Genomic DNA, 18,022 nt, shown 5'->3' with positions numbered 1-18,022 from the left:
AACTATTTTTTCTCGAAGATCGACAGAGTATGATTTCATTTAAATGTATTTATATTTTAATTTATTGTACCTCATAACAGACGCAAGTGCTGTATCCATCAATGTAAACTTGACAGACTAGTAGTAGAGTAGGGTAATGGCTTTTGCTGACTGATCAGTGCGATCGCAATCTTCAACCAATCAATATAAGTCTCTTCTCTTCGGATCACCAACTCCAGCACCAGCCTTTGCATCAACTGTTCACGGTTGGCAGACTCATCACCGAGTGATGGCAAGTTGATGATTTCACATTCAGTAAGCTTTTTGCTGCGAGCCGCCAATTGTTGCTCTAGTAGGTGAATGATGCTTTCATTTGACAACTGATCTGCAAAATGCAATTGTAAGAGCAAAGGCTCTCGTACAGTCGGTAAGGGTTGATGAATCCCCAGCCATCGGGCGAATTCGGCTTTTCCTGGCTCCGTCACACTGTAGACTTTGCGGTTGGGGCGATCGTGTTGAATCTCAATGGTACAGGTAATGCAGCCTTGCTCAACTAGCTTATCGAGAGTTCTGTAAATTTGTGCCTGATCTGCTGGCCACAAATGGGCGATGCATTGATCAAAGCAGCTGGTTTTGAGGTCGTAGCCCGTCATTTCTTGCTGCTGAAGAAGACCTAGAATTACGTATGCTAGCGACATGAAGACGGTTTTCCCATAATTGATATTTTCTCGCTCAGTTCTACACTATGTACTTCTTATAAGTTTATGCTAATATATGATTAATCGAATATAAGATATAACGGCTATAAAAAGATATGTTGACTATAATGCTTCTTAGCAAGGAAACCAAATAGATAAAAAACTTCACTCACAAGGGCATGGAGCATGGAAAAGAGTTATCAATGCCCAATGCTTAGAAATTATTTAAGCGATTGAAGACTATTGTAACGAGAGGATGGGTAACATTGACTTCTAACACACTTCTACAAAGAATACATCAACATCAATATCTGCGTGATTTACGAAACAAATTACTCCACCTTCACAAGATGTTGCTGGAGACTGAACGCATTGCCTACGAACAGGTGAGTGGACGAGTATCAAGCGGAGAACTACTTCAGCTCGTCATCGCTCATGAACAATTTGCTTGGCTACATCGGATTTCTGAGATGGTTGTGCAAGTTGATGAAATGCTCCAAGCAGATGAACCAATATCCCTGGACGATTTCCAAAAATTGATTGCTGATGTCCGCACCCTGATTGTACCGTTAGAAACTGGCAATACCTTCGAGAGAAAGTATTACAACGCTCTCCAGCGCGAACCTGGTGCTGTGTTAGCACATGCGGAGATATCCAAATTTCTCACGTCTAAGGTTTAAGGGGTAAATGCAGTAGGGATTTCCATTAAAGCTACCATTATGGGGTGGACGACACGAGCGCCCGTAGCCAAGGGCGGACAAGATGTCCACCCCACAAGATTGGATAATTTATTTGTTGGAAGTCCCTAATGACTAATGACCCATTTGCGCCAGTCGTAGCACAACAGCAAGCCATAGAATTACTCACTCAGGCTGTCAGACAAAATCGGGTTCCTCCAGCCTACCTATTTGTGGGGCCAGATGGTGTAGGAAGAAGTTTAGCAGCCAGGTGTTTTGTAGAGTTGCTATTTTCTGGTGGGATGGGAGTCACTGCATCTTTACAAAACCGTTTGCGTCAAGGCAATCACCCGGCTTTGTTGTGGGTGGAACCAACGTACCAACACCAGGGACAACGATTAACGGCAGCAGAAGCAGTGGAGAAAGGACTGAAGCGTAAGGCAGCACCTGTAATTCGACTAGAGCAAATTCGGGGAATTACCGAGTTTCTGAGTCGTCCGCCCTTGGAAGCGCCAAGGAATGTGGTAGTGCTGGAGGAAGCTCAAACAATGGCAGAAGCAGCAGCTAATGCTTTACTTAAAACCTTGGAAGAACCGGGACAGGCGACATTAATTTTAATTGCACCTACACCTGAGTCTGTATTGCCGACTTTGGTTTCGCGCTGTCAACGCATTCCTTTTTATCGCTTAGATGCAGAGTCTTTAGCAGTTGTACTCACACAAACAGGTCATCGGGAAATTTTGCAAAATCAGGCAGTATTGAGCATAGCAGCTGGTAGTGCCGGAAGTGCGATCGCATCTTATGAGCAATTAAAAGCTATTCCCCCGGAATTACTCGAAGACTTGAAAAAAGCCCCTACTTCCTACCGCAAAGCCTTGGAGTTAGCCAAAAAAATTGATAAAGATTTAGATACAGAAGCGCAACTGTGGTTAATTGATTATCTTCAGCAGTTCTACTGGCAGCAGTGGCATCAACCTAGCATCATCAACCAGCTAGAACAAGCTCGTAAACACTTGCTTTCTTACGCTCAACCACGGCTAGTTTGGGAATGTCTGCTTGTATCAGTGTATCAAAAATCAAATTCTATTTTTCCTACTCATCGCTGAGTGCGATTGTATTTCTATAGTTCCTCATAAAAGTCTCAGTACAATATTTAATTCATTCGTAGCGAAATAAATTAAGCAAAACTCTGCGTTCCTACCCTGCGGGAAGGCGAAGCGCCTATGCGTTTACTTTACGTCCCTTTGCGTTTCAAAATATTACAATGTCTTGTTCATCCTCTATCGTGAAGTTCATAGCGAGTAAAGGTATTGTAATAAAAGTGATTCCTGGATAAAACAAAAAATTTATATGACTTCAGTTTTTCCTCACAAAAAAGCCAGAGCCTTAAAACCTACCAGCCGCCGCCCTGCGAAAGAACTGTGTAGCGAGTGCGGACTATGCGATACATACTATATTCATTATGTCAAGGAAGCCTGCGCTTTTATTAATCAGCAAATAGGTGAACTTGAAGCAGAAACGCACACGCGATCGCGCCATCTCGAAAACCCTGATGAACTCTACTTTGGTGTTCACCAAGACATGATAGCGGCACGGAAACAGCAACCCATCGAAGGCGCACAATGGACGGGTATTGTGAGCAGCATTGCCATTGAAATGCTTAATCGCGGCTTAGTTGAAGGTGTCGTTTGTGTGCAGAACACCAAAGAAGACCGCTTTCAACCCATGCCCGTCATCGCTCGTACCCCAGAAGAAATACTAGCCGCGCGGGTAAATAAACCAACACTTTCCCCCAACCTTTCCGTGTTGGAACAGATAGAAAAATCGGGGATGAAACGACTATTAGTGATTGGTGTTGGTTGCCAAATTCAGGCATTACGAGCAGTAGAAAAACAACTTGGTTTAGAAAAACTCTATGTTTTGGGTACGCCCTGCGTAGATAACGTTAACCGCGCCGGACTGCAAAAATTCTTAGAAACCACCAGCCGATCGCCTGATACAGTTGTGCATTACGAGTTCATGCAAGACTTTCGGGTTCATTTCAAACATGAGGATGGCTCATCTGAAACTGTACCTTTCTTTGGCTTGAAGACTAACCAACTCAAAGATGTCTTTGCCCCATCTTGTATGAGTTGTTTTGATTACGTCAACTCCCTAGCCGATTTAGTTGTGGGCTACATGGGCGCACCCTTCGGCTGGCAATGGATTGTAGTTAGAAATGACACTGGTAAAGAAATGCTGGATTTGGTGAAAGACCAGTTAGATACTCAACCAGTGACATCTAAAGGCGATCGCAAAGAAGCTGTACAGCAAAGTATTCCTGCTTACGATAAAGGCGTTACCCTGCCGATGTGGGCAGCAAAACTGATGGGTGTGGTGATCGAAAAAATCGGCCCCAAGGGTTTAGAATATGCGCGGTTTTCCATTGATTCTCACTTTACTCGGAATTATTTGTATGTGAAGCGGAATCATCCAGAGAAATTAGAAGCGCACGTTCCAGAGTTTGCCAAGCGTATTGTTGGGCAGTATAAGTTACCAGAGTAGTGTATCGCGTTTGTGTGAAATATATCTGAGCCTGCAAAAACAGGCTTTTTTGTTTAGTGGCAAACTTATATACTAAATAGTAAAAGCTTGTTTGTAATTTTCGGCTGAGGCACACGACTTAATATTTTGTAATTATTAAGGCTGCTGAGAAGCTAATCTGACTTTTCACGTTATGTGGAAAAGCCACGAAAGACCTAACCCCCTAACCCCCTTCCCGATGCGGGAAGGGGGAAAATTCAAAGTCTCTCTCCTTTTAAGAGAGAGGTTTTCCACATACGTGAAAAGTCAGAGAAGCTAATCGCTTACGGGCTAGAGTAACTGCTTTGACATTCTCGGTAATTAATACCAAAAACCCCTCTCCAAACCTCTCCCCGAAGCGGAGAGAGGCTTTGAAACCCCCATTCTCGACTCAGTTGTAACTACTAGCTTGACGAGTAAACATCAAATGATACTGTCCGCCTAGTGCCATGAGTTCCTCATGAGTGCCTACCTCGATAATTTCACCGTGTTCTAGTACAACTACTCGGTCTGCTAGTTTTGCCAAGGCGAGGCGATGGCTGACTACAACGGCTATTCTCCCCTTCGCCAAGCTGTGCAAAATGTTGTAAATTTCATGTTCTGTTTTCGGATCAAGGTTCGCTGTTGGCTCGTCAAGGATGAGTAGTTCGGCTGGAGACAGTCGCAATAAAGCACGAGCGATCGCTAATCTTTGCCATTGTCCGCCTGATAGATCAATACCACCTTCTAGCTGTTTGCCTAAGAGAGTTTCCAAACCTTGATCGAGGTTTTCAATGACTCTCGCTAAACCAGCCTCAGCGATCGCTTCCCTAATCGCCTCATCATCCTGCATTTTCGGTAAATTCCCAAAGGCAACATTCTCACGCACGGTAGTGGGAAAACGAGCATAATCTTGCATAACTACATCAATCCGCGATCGCAAATCTTCTAAGGGTAGCGATCGCATATCTTGTCCATTCCAAATAATCGCACCTTGGCTAGGATCGTAAAGGCGACATAATAGCTTTGCTAATGTGGTCTTACCAGCACCATTCTCACCCACTAGTACAATCATCTCGTTAGGGTGAATCGTCAGGTTGATGTTTTTCAAGGTTGTGCGTGGTTTACCGCCGTAGGCATCGCTATTGGGATAGGTAAAAGATAAATTTTTGATGTCAATACCTGTCTGCAATGCTTCAGACTTAGTTGTATTCAAACGCGATAAAACTTGCCGATGTTCAGATGAATTATTGCCATTTATTTCAAAGTTCCGATTGTTAGCAGCCGATTTCTTGACTTTTCCCAATGCTTTCTCTGATTGCAACTCTACATGAGAATGGGATAACTGCGGCTCTAACTCCAAAAGCTGGAAAATAGGCGTGGTTGCCAGTGCAATATTGTATAACTCTGACCCGCCAGACATCAAATTATCCAAACTTCGACGCACTTCTAGAATTACCCCAGTATAAAGCGCTAAATCCCCTAAAGTATGGGTTCCACCTAGCACACCCTGAACTACATACACATAAGTTAATGCAAAGCCTAAGCCACTGAGTAAAGACCAACCAATAACCGCCGTTGTCCCCCGACGGCGAATCTGTTCCATTGCTTTAAAAATGGTACGGTAAAGTCCATGCCAACGTTCTAAAAGTAAGGGTTGTAAGCTAAACAAACGTAGTTCTTTAGCGTATGTCTCCCCAGTTAAAACCGTTTTATATAAGTTCATTTCCCGAAGAACACTCGCTTGGGTTTTTTCTACTCTCCAAACTTGCTTACGGTATTTCCTTTCTACATACATAGCAGGGATAACACAGATAAATAAAATTAGTGGTATCCACCAAGCAAGGGACGCTGAAAGCAGTATGGCTGGAATGAAGATAAAAATTCCCTCTAACATCGTCACAAGCCTAAGACAAAGCTCTGGAAGTCGTTGTACTCCCTTTTCGGTCAGCTGCACCAAATTTAGCAAATCGGGTGTTTCAAACAGAGCAATATCTTCAAAAGTGGCAACCTTCTCAATTACTTGTCCTTGAATAAAGCCTGTAATGCGATCGCGCAGGGAAGTATATACAAAAGCATTGATGTTAGCGATCGCATCACTCACCAAATTTACCAGCAGTGAACCGGCAATACTGGAGAGTAGTAGCGGTTGGGAAAGTATCAGGGCGATCGCATTTTGCGTTGTCCCGGCGCTCAATAAGCGGGTTATTTCATCAATAATCACCTTGTTGAGCCAAATGGCGATCGCTGGGCCTGCACCACCTACTAATGCCAGGATTGTTACATAGCGTAGCTCCTTTGGAACTACCTGGATCACCGTTGCCACACTCCGGCGAAATGCTTGGAATGGAGAAATTTCAATTATTTGCATATATTTTAAAGTAGCAAATAATAGCAAAATTCCCAGACAGACGTTGTGATCTCAATTCATGCGATCGCACTGATATCAAGCTAATAGTAGACAAAGGAAAAGCTTCGGTTGTCTGCTTTTATTACTCAAATTCACTTCATAACTTTGCAAGTAATTTTATATAATTATTTAAGACAGTATTTATACTAGTGTAAAATATAAAGTCTAAATTGATACATATTCTGAAATCTAACATTCAAAATGGCTAAAAGCTCAAGTACTGAACAACAGCAGCGATTACAGCAATTGAGGCAGGGACTTCAGGATGATCGGGAACAGCGAAGCGAAAAATTAAAGCGGTTGCGAAGAGATTGCGCTATTGAAGCAGGTACGGCTGTAAAATTCCAATTAGAAAAACAGATTCAATATGAAGAGGCTAAACTGAACGATATCGATCGGCAGTTAAATGATATTGAAGCACAATTGCAATTGCTTTGTCATACAAAAATAATCCCAAATACTATATCCGAGACAAAAGTACATCAAACTCCTGAAATACTATTAAGTACTGGAGCTATTGAAGTTTTTATATCTTATTCACGCCAGAAAGATGATGAAAAACTGTTAAATGAGTTAGTAGATAAACATCTTAGTAATCTGGAGGGAATTAAAATTTGGCATGAAGGTAAAACTATAGGAGGACAACACAAAAAAGTTGAGATTGAGAAACATCTGAATTCATCTCATATAATTCTACTATTGATTAGTCCTAACTTTTTCAAAGACTATAATAATAAAGTTGAGATAAACCTAGCGAGAGCCAAAGAACAAGCGATAAAAGCTACTGTTGTTCCTGTACTTCTCACCAAGATTTTTGGTTGGGAGCGATTTACCTTTGCTAATTTTAAACTTGGTGATCTTGAGCCTTTACCTCAAAAAGACAAATTCATAACTGATAGGAGGGTCTGGAAAAATAACAATGAGGCTTTTTATTTTATTGCTGATGGTCTTGAAAAAGTAAAGACAAAAATATTAGAAAAAACATAAAATAACAACTTTTATTTCCTGACGGTTATGTCTTTGTCTCCAGGTTATACCAAAAATATTAAAATAGTATTTATATACTCATCATCTGGTCGTCAAGATGAAAATCTTCAAAAAGACTTAGATAGGCATCTGAGTACATTGAAAGACTCAGGGGTGTTTATGGAATGGTGTAAATACCCTCTTGACATATCACATTTTTCTGATGGCACAAACAATCATACTTTTAAGATTTCAAATACATCTGATGTGGTTGCATTACTTGTTAACCCACAATTGATTTCTCTAATTCAAAATACAACTTCATTTTCTACTGAAATTCAGCATCTATTACAGCGAGGTAAACAGGAAGAAATTATTGTTGTACCTTTGCTCATCCGTGAAATTCACGGCTGGGAGAAAGTATTGGGTGATTTAAATCCATTACCTAAATCTAGAATAGCTGTAAAAAGATCATCAGACACTGATGCAGCTTTTCATAATATAGCTGAAGGTCTGGAAGAAATAATCGAAAAAATTAAACAATACCATCAAAATTTACAGGAATATAGGCAAATTTTTTATACTGCAATTCAGGATGAATATCCTCTTACTACTCAAACACTAAATACCTTAATCCAATTCAAGCAAAATTGGGAATTAAAAAATAAAGATATAGAACTAATAGAGCAAGAAATAACTGTCCAAGCAAAGCAAGAACACAATCAAAAATTACAACGGTATAAACAAGAATTTTTTCAGATAATTCGGCGAGGTAATAGTGTTAGTGAGCAAGATCGTGAGAGATTAAAAACTCTACAAAATGATTTAAGTCTTAAAAATGAAGTTGTAGCTATAATCGAGAATGAGGTTACTGAAAATATTTCTCGCCAACCTATTTTGCGACTTATTGGTTATGAAAATCAAGCTATAAGTGTCGTTATTACTGCTATTGTGATTGTTGTAGTTTCTGTGCTTTTAGGATTTTGTAAATATTCCCCAGAGACACAACTAACTAATTTAGAAAATCAAGGACAAAATAAGCTTAAAATTGCTGCTAAAAATATTGATTATATAAAACTTGGTAATGACAAGTATTACCAAAAAAATTATCAAGCAGCAATTAAAGATTATACTCAAGCTATTGAAATTGCGCCTAAAAATGTTAAGGGATATATACAACGTGGTTATGCTCAATATTATATACAAAAATACCAGGCAGCAATTGACGACTATACCACAGCTATTCGCCTTTCTCCTGACTTAGCTGATGCCTATGAAAATCGTGGTTTTGTTTATGATAAGAACTTACGAAATAAACAACAAGCAATTAAAGATTATCAAAAGGCAGCGACTCTATACAAAAAACAAGGGATAAAAGATAAACATAAAGAAATGCTTTCTAGGCTCAAGAGGCTTCAGCAGAAAAAGCCTCAGTTTTCCAATTAAATATATCTTAACTTCTACCAAATCGGATAATGAAGATAAACAAGGATCACCCCTTACTTGTCACAATATTCATTAATGCGATCGCTTTCAGGATATGCTAATTAAAAAGCTCATTGGTTATGACTTTGTACTAGATACATTAACAACAATCAGAAGGTGACTGTGACTGAATCATCCACACCAAAATACCTAAGACTTGCTCTACTGGCGGGATTAAATATTCAGTTAAATCAATAGTTACAGTGCTATCCTCCAACTTGATGAATGTCCACAAGTTCCCACTAGTAACACTACCGTAGATAGTAGCAATAGGTTTTTCATATTTTGCATTAAACCTTTGGGCGGCGATCATTTCTGCGATACACTGCCCCAAACCACCTTTAAGATTTTCCTTTTTAGCTTCCACAATCACCACTGCTGGGGCTTCAATAAATAACTGTTCTGGCGAAATGCTAATCAGAAAATCGCAAAATCCCGCCAGTCCAACTTCTGGTTCAACATTAAATTCTTCTCCTGAAAAGAAACTGATTTGTCTGTTGAGAATTTTTCGGACTTCAAACAATATTGGGCTGATAATCAATTCTGATCTAGCTTTCTCCGAACCCATTGCAATTGCTAACTGGATACTTTCTGCTAAAAATTCAGCCAGTAGGGGACTAGGTGAAATTGGTTCTATAGGAGGTAAAAATCGCCCACCTTCTACTAAGGTGAGATTAAAGTCTTGTTTTACTTTTCTTAAAGAAAACTCTCTATAGGACATTAAGTTAAGTGTCTTTTAGTGACATCCCCTCTCCAATTCGGAGAGGGGTTGAGGTGAGATTAGGCTGGATAAATCCGCAAGCGGCGATTTGGTTCTTCGCCAAAACTATGCGACTTGAGGCGATAATGTTCTACCAACTCATGTTGCATTTTGCGGACTTGGGGAGAACGCGGCAATAACTCCACTGGCTGTCCTTTCGGAATCACAATTTGCTCAACAGCAAGTCTAGCTTCTTCCAAGGCATCCATCTCATCATCGCTACCATTGTGCAAAAATAGTTGCAATTCTAGATCATCGGCCATGTCTGGATCGTCGATGTTCAGCAACCGCCGCAAACCACGGGTAATTTGGGGAATCGTGCTGGACTTAATCATGTGGATGGGTACATGACGGGCTTTGGCCATTTGGCGTAATTTGGCGTGGTTTTTGACGTGCGATCGCAGTGCTAAAATTGCATCTGCACTATCTATGTCTTTTGTCAATATCACGGGCAAAGTTAGCACGCTAATTACCTGTTCCAGTTGGTGGCGGCTAACGCCATAAGGGTAAACGTGCAATGGCAAATCTTCACCGTTCGGTCCCGGCACTCTTGTAGCAGCATCTAAATCAATGCTTTCGGAATAATTGAAGGATTCATCCAGCAAACGATCGAACTCACTGCGTCCAGTTACCCGCTCTACAGGCAATTGTGGCAGTGCTACCATTTGTCCAGATGAACGCCAGCCATTAGACGGGCGTGCCGGTGGGAAAGATTCTTCTACTGTCCCTAGCTGTCCACCGCGACCATTGACAACAGCTAACTGGCGTGTAACACCAACTTTGCCTTGATCGTCAACGGTTCTCGTTTGTGGGCTAGGCTGACGACCCCGCAACAGATTATCTACGGTGTCAGCAACGCTTTCGTGTACTGTCCAGCGTTGGCGTTCTAACATTTCCACCGCAATTTCAAAGGTAGGCGGGGCTTTACGCTCCAAAACAGTCTTTTGAGAACCTCGTCGTCTAGCTTCATCGTCTCCCAGCGTCACAGCTTGGATACCCCCAACTAAATCAGCCAGGGTGGGGTTTTTAATCAGATTTTCGATCTGATTCCCGTGGGCAGTACCCACCAGTTGTACACCCCGTTCTGCAATAGTACGAGCCGCTAAAGCTTCTAGTTCCGTGCCAATTTCATCAATGATAATGACTTCTGGCATGTGGTTTTCCACTGCCTCAATCATCACCTGATGCTGTTGATCTGGATGAGCCACTTGCATCCGCCGAGCGCGACCAATGGCGGGATGGGCAACATCACCATCCCCAGCGATTTCGTTGGAGGTGTCAATAATTACTACTCGCTTATGCAGCTCATCCGCTAAAACCCGGGCAATTTCCCGTAAAGCAGTAGTTTTGCCCACGCCTGGACGACCCAACATGAGAATCGATTTACCAGTTTCTACCAAATCGCGGATCATGCCAATGGTTCCGAATACCGCCCGACCAACACGACAGGTCAAGCCAATAATCTTACCCGTGCGGTTGCGGATGGCGCTGATCCGATGCAATGTTTGCTCAATTCCTGCCCGATTATCTCCGCCAAAGATTCCGACTCGTTGAATACAATCATCTATCTGTTCTTGAGTAACGGGTACTTCGCTCAAATACTCAGCTTGATTAGGAAAGCGAGCCTCTGGGCGACGACCCAAATCTAAGACCACTTCTACTAAACTATCTCGTTTGGGATGACTCTCTAGTGCTTGTCGCAGGTCTTGGGGCAAAATGTCTAATAACTTTTGGAGATCGTCTGTAATCGTCATGCTTTCTATTGGTCGGTGACGTTTTTAGAGATAGCGAGGACATTTGCGTGCAGGAGAACCCGCCCTGAGTAATTTTCCGAACGAGCGATTAGGCGATTTACAGGAATAAATATACCGCCGCCGTTGGTTTCGACTTCGCTCAACCAACGGAGAGATCGAGAGTTGAGCGAAGTCGAAACTCGCCAACACAGGTATTTTCTTTCTCGGAAATCACCTTATACGCTCCTGCTGTGACTTGATCTGGGAAACGAGAGAATGGGCAAGTTTTACAGCTTGCCAAAGTAATAGTTCATCTTCTTCTAGGCGAACAGTCGCCTTTACATCAGTGTTACTTACCTCCTTATTCTCTAACTGTTCAAGAATTGGTGACAGCAGTACACGGGCGTAGCTACCGTAGGCAACCCCAGAAATGGAGGAGGGGGGGCACTTAGCAGGGAGCAGGGGGGAAAACTTTTCTCCTCTGCCCCCCGCCCCCTGCTCCCCTGCCTTTTTAAGTAGTCCCATTGCCTTTAATTTAGCAACGGTATAGCTATTAGTGCCGCCTGCTAACTGCACATATCCCGGTAACTTAGCTGCCAAAACTTTTTGCCCTAATTTCACTGCGGCTAAAGTGGTGCCATTGCCAATATCACCACTCATGGGACGACCGTCGGTTTGCCAAATTAAAGCACCCTTAAGTGGGGCAATTAGGCCATACAGCGCTCTCAGGTAGTCAGTCATCCCCTCGCCATCGGGACAACTGATGGCTAGTAACTTTAGTTGATCAGCCCACGGTGAAATTGCTTGCCATAATTGCTCAAATTCTGCCAACCGCCCGACTTGTGTATGGATTTCTACGGCATCTACTCCCGTTGACATTACCAATGGCGCGATCGCTCCTGGCGTGGAAATGTATGATGATGTATAAATTATCTCATACGGACACACGGGTATGCAACGACCGCAGCCATAGCATTTTTCGGATATTACTCCCGAAAAGTCTTCTTTTGTACTGTTAAACACGATTGCTTGTGCCGGACAAATCCGTTCACAGGGTCTAGGGCAGTCTGTAGGACACTTAGTAGGATCAAATTCTGCTTTCCGAAAATGGGGGTCTTCTCCATCGTTTAGGCTGACCATCAAAAAGGGTGAATTGCCTTTATAGTCAAAGCCTCGCTTTTGGGCATCCATAGCCAGAGATTTGGCTGCTTGTAGCCCTGCTTGCGCTGCTGCAATCACCGCCGGATCAGCTGCAACATCTATGCAGTCAGCGCCCGCCAGAGTATAGGCTAACGTTAAACTTCTGACTGCCGGCAAATGCTGGAAGCTGGCTCCGCAGATCAGCTTGAACCACTCACCTTGTTTGAGAGATTGTAAAGGGGCGAACAGATCAGTCACTATTCTATTATGCGTTTATACGACTAAAAATAGTAGTCTGCGAGCAAAAAAAGTCCAGATTTCCTGATTCGGGGATCTGACTTTCACGGTATCTGGAAAACCTCTCTCTAAATCTCTCTCCTAAAAGGAGAGAGACTTTGAATTTTCCCCCTTCCCTAGGAGGGAAGGGGGTTAGGGGGTTAGGTTTTTCCACATAACGTGAAAAGTCAGATTCGGGGATTAGGGATCGCGCCATCTCTCTACTTTCTTAGGAGGTCGAACGGTATGAAAGTCCAGCCAATAACTGTGTTTTTCGTAGAAGACTTTGCTGAAGACAGAGCTTTGTATCGCCGTTTCCTGGAGCGGGACGATCGCTACACTTATGATATTTACGAGTTTGAGTCGGGAAATAAGGCGCTACAAGCTTGTCAAGGGAAAATACCGGATTTGATTTTGTTGGACTATCAATTACCAGATTTAGATGGGCTGGAATTTCTCACTCAGCTACAGAGGCAAAGTTACAGCAGCCAAATTTCAGTAATTATGCTGACTGGACAGGGGGACGAAACCATCGCAGTTCAAGCTATCAAGAGTGGGGCGCAAGATTATCTAGTCAAGGGAAAACTGACCTGTGACAATTTATGTCGGGCGGTTCATGGGGCAATCAAGGAGATGCAGCTAATGCGGCAGCTAAAACAACAACAGGAGCAACAAAAGTTAGTCGGAGCGATCGCTCTTGATATTCGCCAGTCCTTGAAGCTTCAAGATATCCTCACCACTAGTGTCAAAGAAGTCCGTCAGTTACTCAATGCCGATCGCGTGCTGGTGTATCAATTTATCTCACAGATGCCGGGTTGCATCGTCGCGGAGTCGATATTACCCCAATGGACACCATTCTTGGGATTTCAGGTTGAAGATACCTGTTTTCAGAAAACTCAGGGGGAAGAATACCGCCGAGGAAAAATCTGGACAGCGACGAACATCTACGAAGCGGGTTTAAGTGATTGCCATATTCAACTTTTAGAGCAATTTCAGGTGAAGGCGAATTTAGTTGTCCCGATTTTATTAAAGAACAAGGAGACTCTAGCAGTTGATCTCTGGGGGCTATTTATCGTCCATCAATGTTCTGCACCGCGCCAATGGCAGACATTTGAGGTGGAATTGCTCAAGCAACTGACGGTGCAATTAGCGATCGCTATCCAACAAGCCGAACTTTACCACAACCTCCAAACTCTTAATAGCCAGTTAGAAGCCAAAGTAGAGGAACGCACTGCCAAGTTGCAAGAAAGCGATCGCCGCTTCCGGGCAATTTTCAATAACACTTTCCAGTTCACAGGACTGCTAACGCCAGATGGCTTTTTATTAGAGGCGAACCAGACGGCGCTAAGTTTTGGCGGACTTCAACTTGAAGATGTGATCAATCGCCCTTTTTGGGAAGCGCACTGGTGGACAATTTCACCGCAAATTCAAGAACAATTAAAACAAGCGATCGCCCGCGCTGCTCAAGGAGAGTTTATCCGCTATGAAGTTGATGTTCTCGGTGCAAATAACCGAGTTGCAATCATCGATTTTTCACTGCGTCCGCTTCTAGATGAGACGGGTGAAGTTGTTTTGTTGATTCCAGAAGGGCGAGATATCAGCGATGTCTACGACGAGCTTCGCTTACGCAAACAAACCGAAGCAGCCCTGCGAGAAAGTGAAGCTCGGTTTCAGGCATTTATGAACAACAGCCCAGTGTTAGCTTGGATCACTGATAAAGATGGACGTGTACTCTATCTAAACCAAACATATTTGCGGACATTTAATTTATTACCTGAACAGGTGATTGGGCAATCGATTTTTGATCTCTATCCAGATAAAATTGCTCGGCAACATTTCGATCACATTCAGAAAGTTATACAGACAAATCAGGTAATTGAGGTGATCGAAGTTGCTGTTCGTCCAGATGGCACCCTTGGGGAGTTCTTGGTATACAAGTTCCCGATTTTAGGATTGTCTGCACAAAAGTTAGTGGGTAGGGTAGCGATCGACATTACAGAACGTAAGATTTTGGAGCGAGAACTGGCTCAAAAACAAAAGTTATTGGATACTTTTATGAATAGGGCACCGGTTGGTATAACTATTCTGGATCGGGAACTGCATTTCTCATTCATTAATGAAGCATTAGCCGAAATGAATGGTATTCCCCTAGCAGCGCATATTGGTAAGACACCGTGGGAAATTATCCCTGATTTAGCCCCAACGGTGGAGCAGGTGTTTCGACAAGTTTTGACAACAGGTGAACCGATTCTAGATTTGGAAATCAGTGGAGAAACCCCAAAACAACCCGGTGTCATCAGGACTTGGCTAGTTTCCTACTTTCCAATTCAGTCTGAAGCCGATGAACCGATTAGCATGGGCATTGTGGTAGTTGAAATCAGCGATCGCAAACGCGCTGAACAAATGTTAGAGTTGCAAGCAGTAATTACCCGCAATATGGCAGAGGGAATTTGCCTAGTTCGTGCCACAGATGGCGTGTTTGTCTACGCCAATCCTAAATTTGAGCAGATGTTTGGCTATGAACCTGGTGAATTAATCGGTAAGCATGTGTCGATTGTCAACTACGGAAATGAACATACTACACCTGAAGAAGTTAATCAGGTAATTAGGAATGCTGTCCTTCAAGACGGTGAAGCAAGTTATGAAGTCCATAATCTTAAAAAAGATGGCACTCCATTCTGGTGTAGCGCGATCACTTCTGTTTTTGAGCATCCTGAGTATGGAAGCGTCCTTGTCGCTGTCCAACAAGATATCACCGAGCAAAAGCAAGCGGAGGAAAAAATCAAAGCCTCTCTCAAAGAAAAGGAGGTATTACTTAAAGAAATTCATCATCGTGTTAAAAACAATTTAGGAATTGTCAGCAGTTTGCTGCAAATGCAGTCCAGACGCACAGAAGATCCTGTAGTGACAGCAATTCTACGCGATAGCCAAAACCGCATTGCTTCCATTGCTCTAATTCATGAAAAACTATACCGCTCTGATGACCTTGCTGATATTGATTTCGCTCAATATATTCCAGATTTAACAACTCATTTATTTGATTCTTATAACGTCAGTTCTAACAAAATTAAACTGAAGATTAAAGTTGATAATGCTAGCCTCGACATTGAAACCGCCATTCCTTGCGGCTTGATTATCAATGAACTGGTTTCCAATGCTTTGAAATACGCCTTTACTGATAATCGTCCAGGGGAAATTGAGGTTAAGTTTTATCAAGAATCTGAGTCAACTTTGAGGCTCATCATTCGAGATAATGGTATCGGTTTACCTGAAAATTTTGATAGCAAGAAAGCTAAAACGCTGGGTATAACACTGGTGCAGGGTTTAGTCAAGCAGCTAAGGGGAAAGCTGGAAATTGACTCTCAACAGGGAACACAGTTTAAAATTACTTTTACAAACAGTCGCACATCAACATGATTACTATCTCATCAAACAAACAGACAAAGGAGACAGTTAGAATTCTTGTTGTCGAAGATGAATATATTCTTGCCATCAACTTGCAAGAAAATTTAGAGTCTCTGGGATATACTGTTTTAGATATGGCTGATTCAGCAGAAGCAGCAATCGAAAAAGCAACTCAATTGCTCCCAAACTTGATTTTAATGGATATCAGGTTACGGGGTGAGATGGACGGCATTCAGGCAGCAGAGCAAATTTGGCGTCGTCTGCAAATCCCCATTATTTACGTCACAGGTCACTCCGACAAGAGTACTGTGGAGCGGGCAACCCTGACATCCCCCTTTGGGTATATTCTCAAACCTATTAAAGAGCAAGAACTCTACGTTGCCATTCAAACAGCACTTAATCGCTACGATCGCGAACAATTTTTGAGTTCTGTGCTTCGAGGAATGGGTGACGGAGTAATTGTAGTAGATACTGAATTACATATAAAATACATTAATCAAGTAGCTGAAGTCCTGACAGGGTGGCGATGGAATGAAGCTAAGGACAAGATGTTAATTAAAGTTATTCAACTCATTGATGAACAAACTCGGCTGACCGTAGAAAATCCAATTATCGCAGCCCTCCAACAAGAAAGTATTATCTATCTAAGCAGTGGTGTCTTACTCGTTGCCAAAGATGGGACAACTATACCGATAGCTGATAGTGCTACTCCCCTGAGAGATAACAGTGGTGTAATTACAGGAGCCGTCTTGGTTTTTCGGGATGACACGCAACGACGACTAATAGAAGAACGCAATCTCGCTGCGGAACGTGCCCAACAACTAGAAATTCAAGTGGCAGAACTTCAACGACTGAACCAGTTGAAAGAGGATTTTCTGGCAACCACTTCTCATGAAATGCGAACGCCCTTGTCAAACATCAAAATGGCAATTTCGGTGCTAGAAAATATTCTTGATCAGCAGGGAATTTTAAATTTAAAAGCATCTTCTCCATCTGAATCTGTAGGCTACTACTTAACTATTCTGCGTGAACAGTGTGAACAAGAGCTAGATTTAGTAGACAATTTGCTGTATATACGAATGCTTGATGCAGATGTCTATCCGTTAGAATTAACTTCAATTCAACTCCAAAACTGGCTGCCTCATGTTGCCGAGTATTTTCAGGAACGTGCCCTAGCTAGACAACAGACTTTACAAGTTAGCGTTCCTTCAGATTTACCCCCTTTAGTTTCCGATTTGGCTAGCCTGACTGAAATTGTCTCAGAGTTACTCAACAATGCTTGTAAGTACACTCCACCTGATGGAGAGATTACGCTGGATGTTCAAGTAATTTACACCACAAAAAGTTTCATAAATGAGAATGGGGAATCAGATATATTAGATAATCTTCAAGTTCCCTACTTTGAAATTACAATTAGCAATTCTGGGGTGATAATCCCCAAAAAAGAACAATCTCGAATCTTTGAGCCGTTTTACCGAATTCCTCAGAGCGATCGCTGGCAACAGAGCGGCACAGGATTAGGTTTAGGATTAGTGAAGAAGTTAGTAAAATATCTCGAAGGCATGATTGAAGTTACCAGTTTTCAAGGCTGGACAAGGTTTATAGTTAAAATGCCGTTAAGTTTGTCAAAATCTAAATAAATGCGATCGCATCTTAGAGGATGTTTTATAAGTCCTCTAGTCGGTAGCAAAACATTTAGATCCCCCTAAATCCCCCTTAAAAAGGGGGACTTTGATTCTTCCCCCTTTTGAAGGGGGGTTAGGGGGGATCTCAAGGTGCCTAAAGCCACAGGGAAACACTTTTCAAACAACCTCTTAGAGGATGTTTTATAAGTCCTCTAGTCGGTAGCAAAACATTTAGATCCCCCTAAATCCCCCTTCAAAAGGGGGACTTTGATTCTTCCCCCTTTTGAAGGGGGGTTAGGGGGGATCTCAAGGTGCCTAAAATCACAG

General features: G+C 42.4%; 13 protein-coding genes. 7 read left to right on the top strand and 6 right to left on the bottom strand.

The features are described 5' to 3' along the window. Positions 1 to 98: 98 nt before the first annotated feature. Entirely contained in the window at positions 99 to 677 is a 579-nt protein-coding gene (locus V7K50_RS13110) for a PadR family transcriptional regulator (protein WP_334960574.1), read from the bottom strand. A 266-nt stretch (positions 678 to 943) separates the two neighbouring features. Here V7K50_RS13110 and V7K50_RS13105 point away from each other — a divergent pair, with 266 nt between their 5' ends. The 3 genes from V7K50_RS13105 (at position 944) to V7K50_RS13095 (ending at position 3,898) form a co-directional block, all read left to right on the top strand. Then, positions 944 to 1,357, top strand: coding sequence for a hypothetical protein (locus V7K50_RS13105; RefSeq protein ID WP_334960572.1), 414 nt, complete (start codon positions 944 to 946; stop codon positions 1,355 to 1,357). A gap of 128 nt (positions 1,358 to 1,485) precedes the next feature. Next, positions 1,486 to 2,460 (top strand): DNA polymerase III subunit delta', encoded by a 975-nt coding sequence (locus V7K50_RS13100; RefSeq protein WP_334960570.1) that lies wholly within the window; start codon positions 1,486 to 1,488, stop codon positions 2,458 to 2,460. Between the two features lie 244 nt (positions 2,461 to 2,704). Then, a complete protein-coding gene (locus V7K50_RS13095; protein ID WP_334960568.1) occupies positions 2,705 to 3,898 on the top strand; it encodes a Coenzyme F420 hydrogenase/dehydrogenase, beta subunit C-terminal domain in 1,194 nt (397 codons plus the stop codon). Positions 3,899 to 4,307: 409 nt separating this feature from the next. On the opposite strand, the gene V7K50_RS13090 is transcribed toward V7K50_RS13095, so the two are convergent. Beyond that, a complete protein-coding gene (locus V7K50_RS13090; RefSeq protein ID WP_334960566.1) occupies positions 4,308 to 6,266 on the bottom strand; it encodes an ABC transporter ATP-binding protein in 1,959 nt (652 codons plus the stop codon). 240 nt (positions 6,267 to 6,506) lie between these two features. On the opposite strand from V7K50_RS13090, the gene V7K50_RS13085 reads away from it, so the two are divergent. Together V7K50_RS13085 and V7K50_RS13080 are read left to right on the top strand one after the other, a co-directional pair. Then, positions 6,507 to 7,292, top strand: a complete 786-nt coding sequence (locus V7K50_RS13085) for a toll/interleukin-1 receptor domain-containing protein (RefSeq protein ID WP_334960564.1) — start codon at positions 6,507 to 6,509, stop codon at positions 7,290 to 7,292. Positions 7,293 to 7,319: 27 nt separating this feature from the next. Then, positions 7,320 to 8,717, top strand: coding sequence for a tetratricopeptide repeat protein (locus V7K50_RS13080; RefSeq protein ID WP_334960562.1), 1,398 nt, complete (start codon positions 7,320 to 7,322; stop codon positions 8,715 to 8,717). Positions 8,718 to 8,856: 139 nt separating this feature from the next. Here V7K50_RS13080 and V7K50_RS13075 read toward each other — a convergent pair whose 3' ends face one another. From V7K50_RS13075 to ldpA, 4 genes are all read right to left on the bottom strand, one after another. Then, complete coding sequence (locus tag V7K50_RS13075; protein WP_334960560.1) at positions 8,857 to 9,477, bottom strand: hypothetical protein; 621 nt, start codon at positions 9,475 to 9,477, stop codon at positions 8,857 to 8,859. Between the two features lie 59 nt (positions 9,478 to 9,536). Beyond that, the gene (locus V7K50_RS13070; protein ID WP_334960558.1) at positions 9,537 to 11,270 is read right to left on the bottom strand and encodes a R3H domain-containing nucleic acid-binding protein; all 1,734 of its coding nucleotides are present in this window, start codon (positions 11,268 to 11,270) and stop codon (positions 9,537 to 9,539) included. Between the two features lie 5 nt (positions 11,271 to 11,275). Continuing rightward, positions 11,276 to 11,413 (bottom strand): hypothetical protein, encoded by a 138-nt coding sequence (locus tag V7K50_RS13065; RefSeq protein WP_334960556.1) that lies wholly within the window; start codon positions 11,411 to 11,413, stop codon positions 11,276 to 11,278. Positions 11,414 to 11,480: 67 nt separating this feature from the next. Further along, on the bottom strand, positions 11,481 to 12,647 hold the full coding sequence (ldpA, locus tag V7K50_RS13060; protein ID WP_334960555.1) for a circadian clock protein LdpA: 1,167 nt from the start codon (positions 12,645 to 12,647) through the stop codon (positions 11,481 to 11,483). A 264-nt stretch (positions 12,648 to 12,911) separates the two neighbouring features. On the opposite strand from ldpA, the gene V7K50_RS13055 reads away from it, so the two are divergent. Together V7K50_RS13055 and V7K50_RS13050 are read left to right on the top strand one after the other, a co-directional pair. Then, the gene (locus V7K50_RS13055; RefSeq protein WP_334960553.1) at positions 12,912 to 16,082 is read left to right on the top strand and encodes a PAS domain-containing protein; all 3,171 of its coding nucleotides are present in this window, start codon (positions 12,912 to 12,914) and stop codon (positions 16,080 to 16,082) included. Then, positions 16,079 to 17,710: a hybrid sensor histidine kinase/response regulator gene (locus tag V7K50_RS13050; protein ID WP_334960551.1), complete on the top strand. Its 1,632-nt coding sequence runs from the start codon at positions 16,079 to 16,081 to the stop codon at positions 17,708 to 17,710. The genes V7K50_RS13055 and V7K50_RS13050 overlap by 4 nt, the downstream gene beginning before the upstream one ends. The last annotated feature ends 312 nt before the right edge of the window (positions 17,711 to 18,022 follow it).

Origin of the sequence: Nostoc sp., from assembly GCF_036917135.1 — a bacterium.
GTDB lineage: Bacteria > Cyanobacteriota > Cyanobacteriia > Cyanobacteriales > Nostocaceae > Nostoc.
The sequence above is the reverse complement of the archived record's forward strand: the minus strand, read 5'-3'. Positions and strand labels throughout refer to the sequence as shown.

What these genes read in the sequence shown, in the direction of transcription:
- V7K50_RS13055 (WP_334960553.1), top strand. Translation starts at nt 12,912, where the DNA reads ATGAAAGTCCAGCCAATAACTGTGTTTTTCGTAGAAGACTTTGCTGAA.
- V7K50_RS13085 (WP_334960564.1), top strand. Translation starts at nt 6,507, where the DNA reads ATGGCTAAAAGCTCAAGTACTGAACAACAGCAGCGATTACAGCAATTG.
- V7K50_RS13100 (WP_334960570.1), top strand. Translation starts at nt 1,486, where the DNA reads ATGACTAATGACCCATTTGCGCCAGTCGTAGCACAACAGCAAGCCATA.
- V7K50_RS13050 (WP_334960551.1), top strand. Translation starts at nt 16,079, where the DNA reads ATGATTACTATCTCATCAAACAAACAGACAAAGGAGACAGTTAGAATT.
- V7K50_RS13110 (WP_334960574.1), bottom strand. Translation starts at nt 677, where the DNA reads ATGTCGCTAGCATACGTAATTCTAGGTCTTCTTCAGCAGCAAGAAATG.
- V7K50_RS13080 (WP_334960562.1), top strand. Translation starts at nt 7,320, where the DNA reads ATGTCTTTGTCTCCAGGTTATACCAAAAATATTAAAATAGTATTTATA.
- V7K50_RS13070 (WP_334960558.1), bottom strand. Translation starts at nt 11,270, where the DNA reads ATGACGATTACAGACGATCTCCAAAAGTTATTAGACATTTTGCCCCAA.
- V7K50_RS13090 (WP_334960566.1), bottom strand. Translation starts at nt 6,266, where the DNA reads ATGCAAATAATTGAAATTTCTCCATTCCAAGCATTTCGCCGGAGTGTG.
- V7K50_RS13075 (WP_334960560.1), bottom strand. Translation starts at nt 9,477, where the DNA reads ATGTCCTATAGAGAGTTTTCTTTAAGAAAAGTAAAACAAGACTTTAAT.
- V7K50_RS13095 (WP_334960568.1), top strand. Translation starts at nt 2,705, where the DNA reads ATGACTTCAGTTTTTCCTCACAAAAAAGCCAGAGCCTTAAAACCTACC.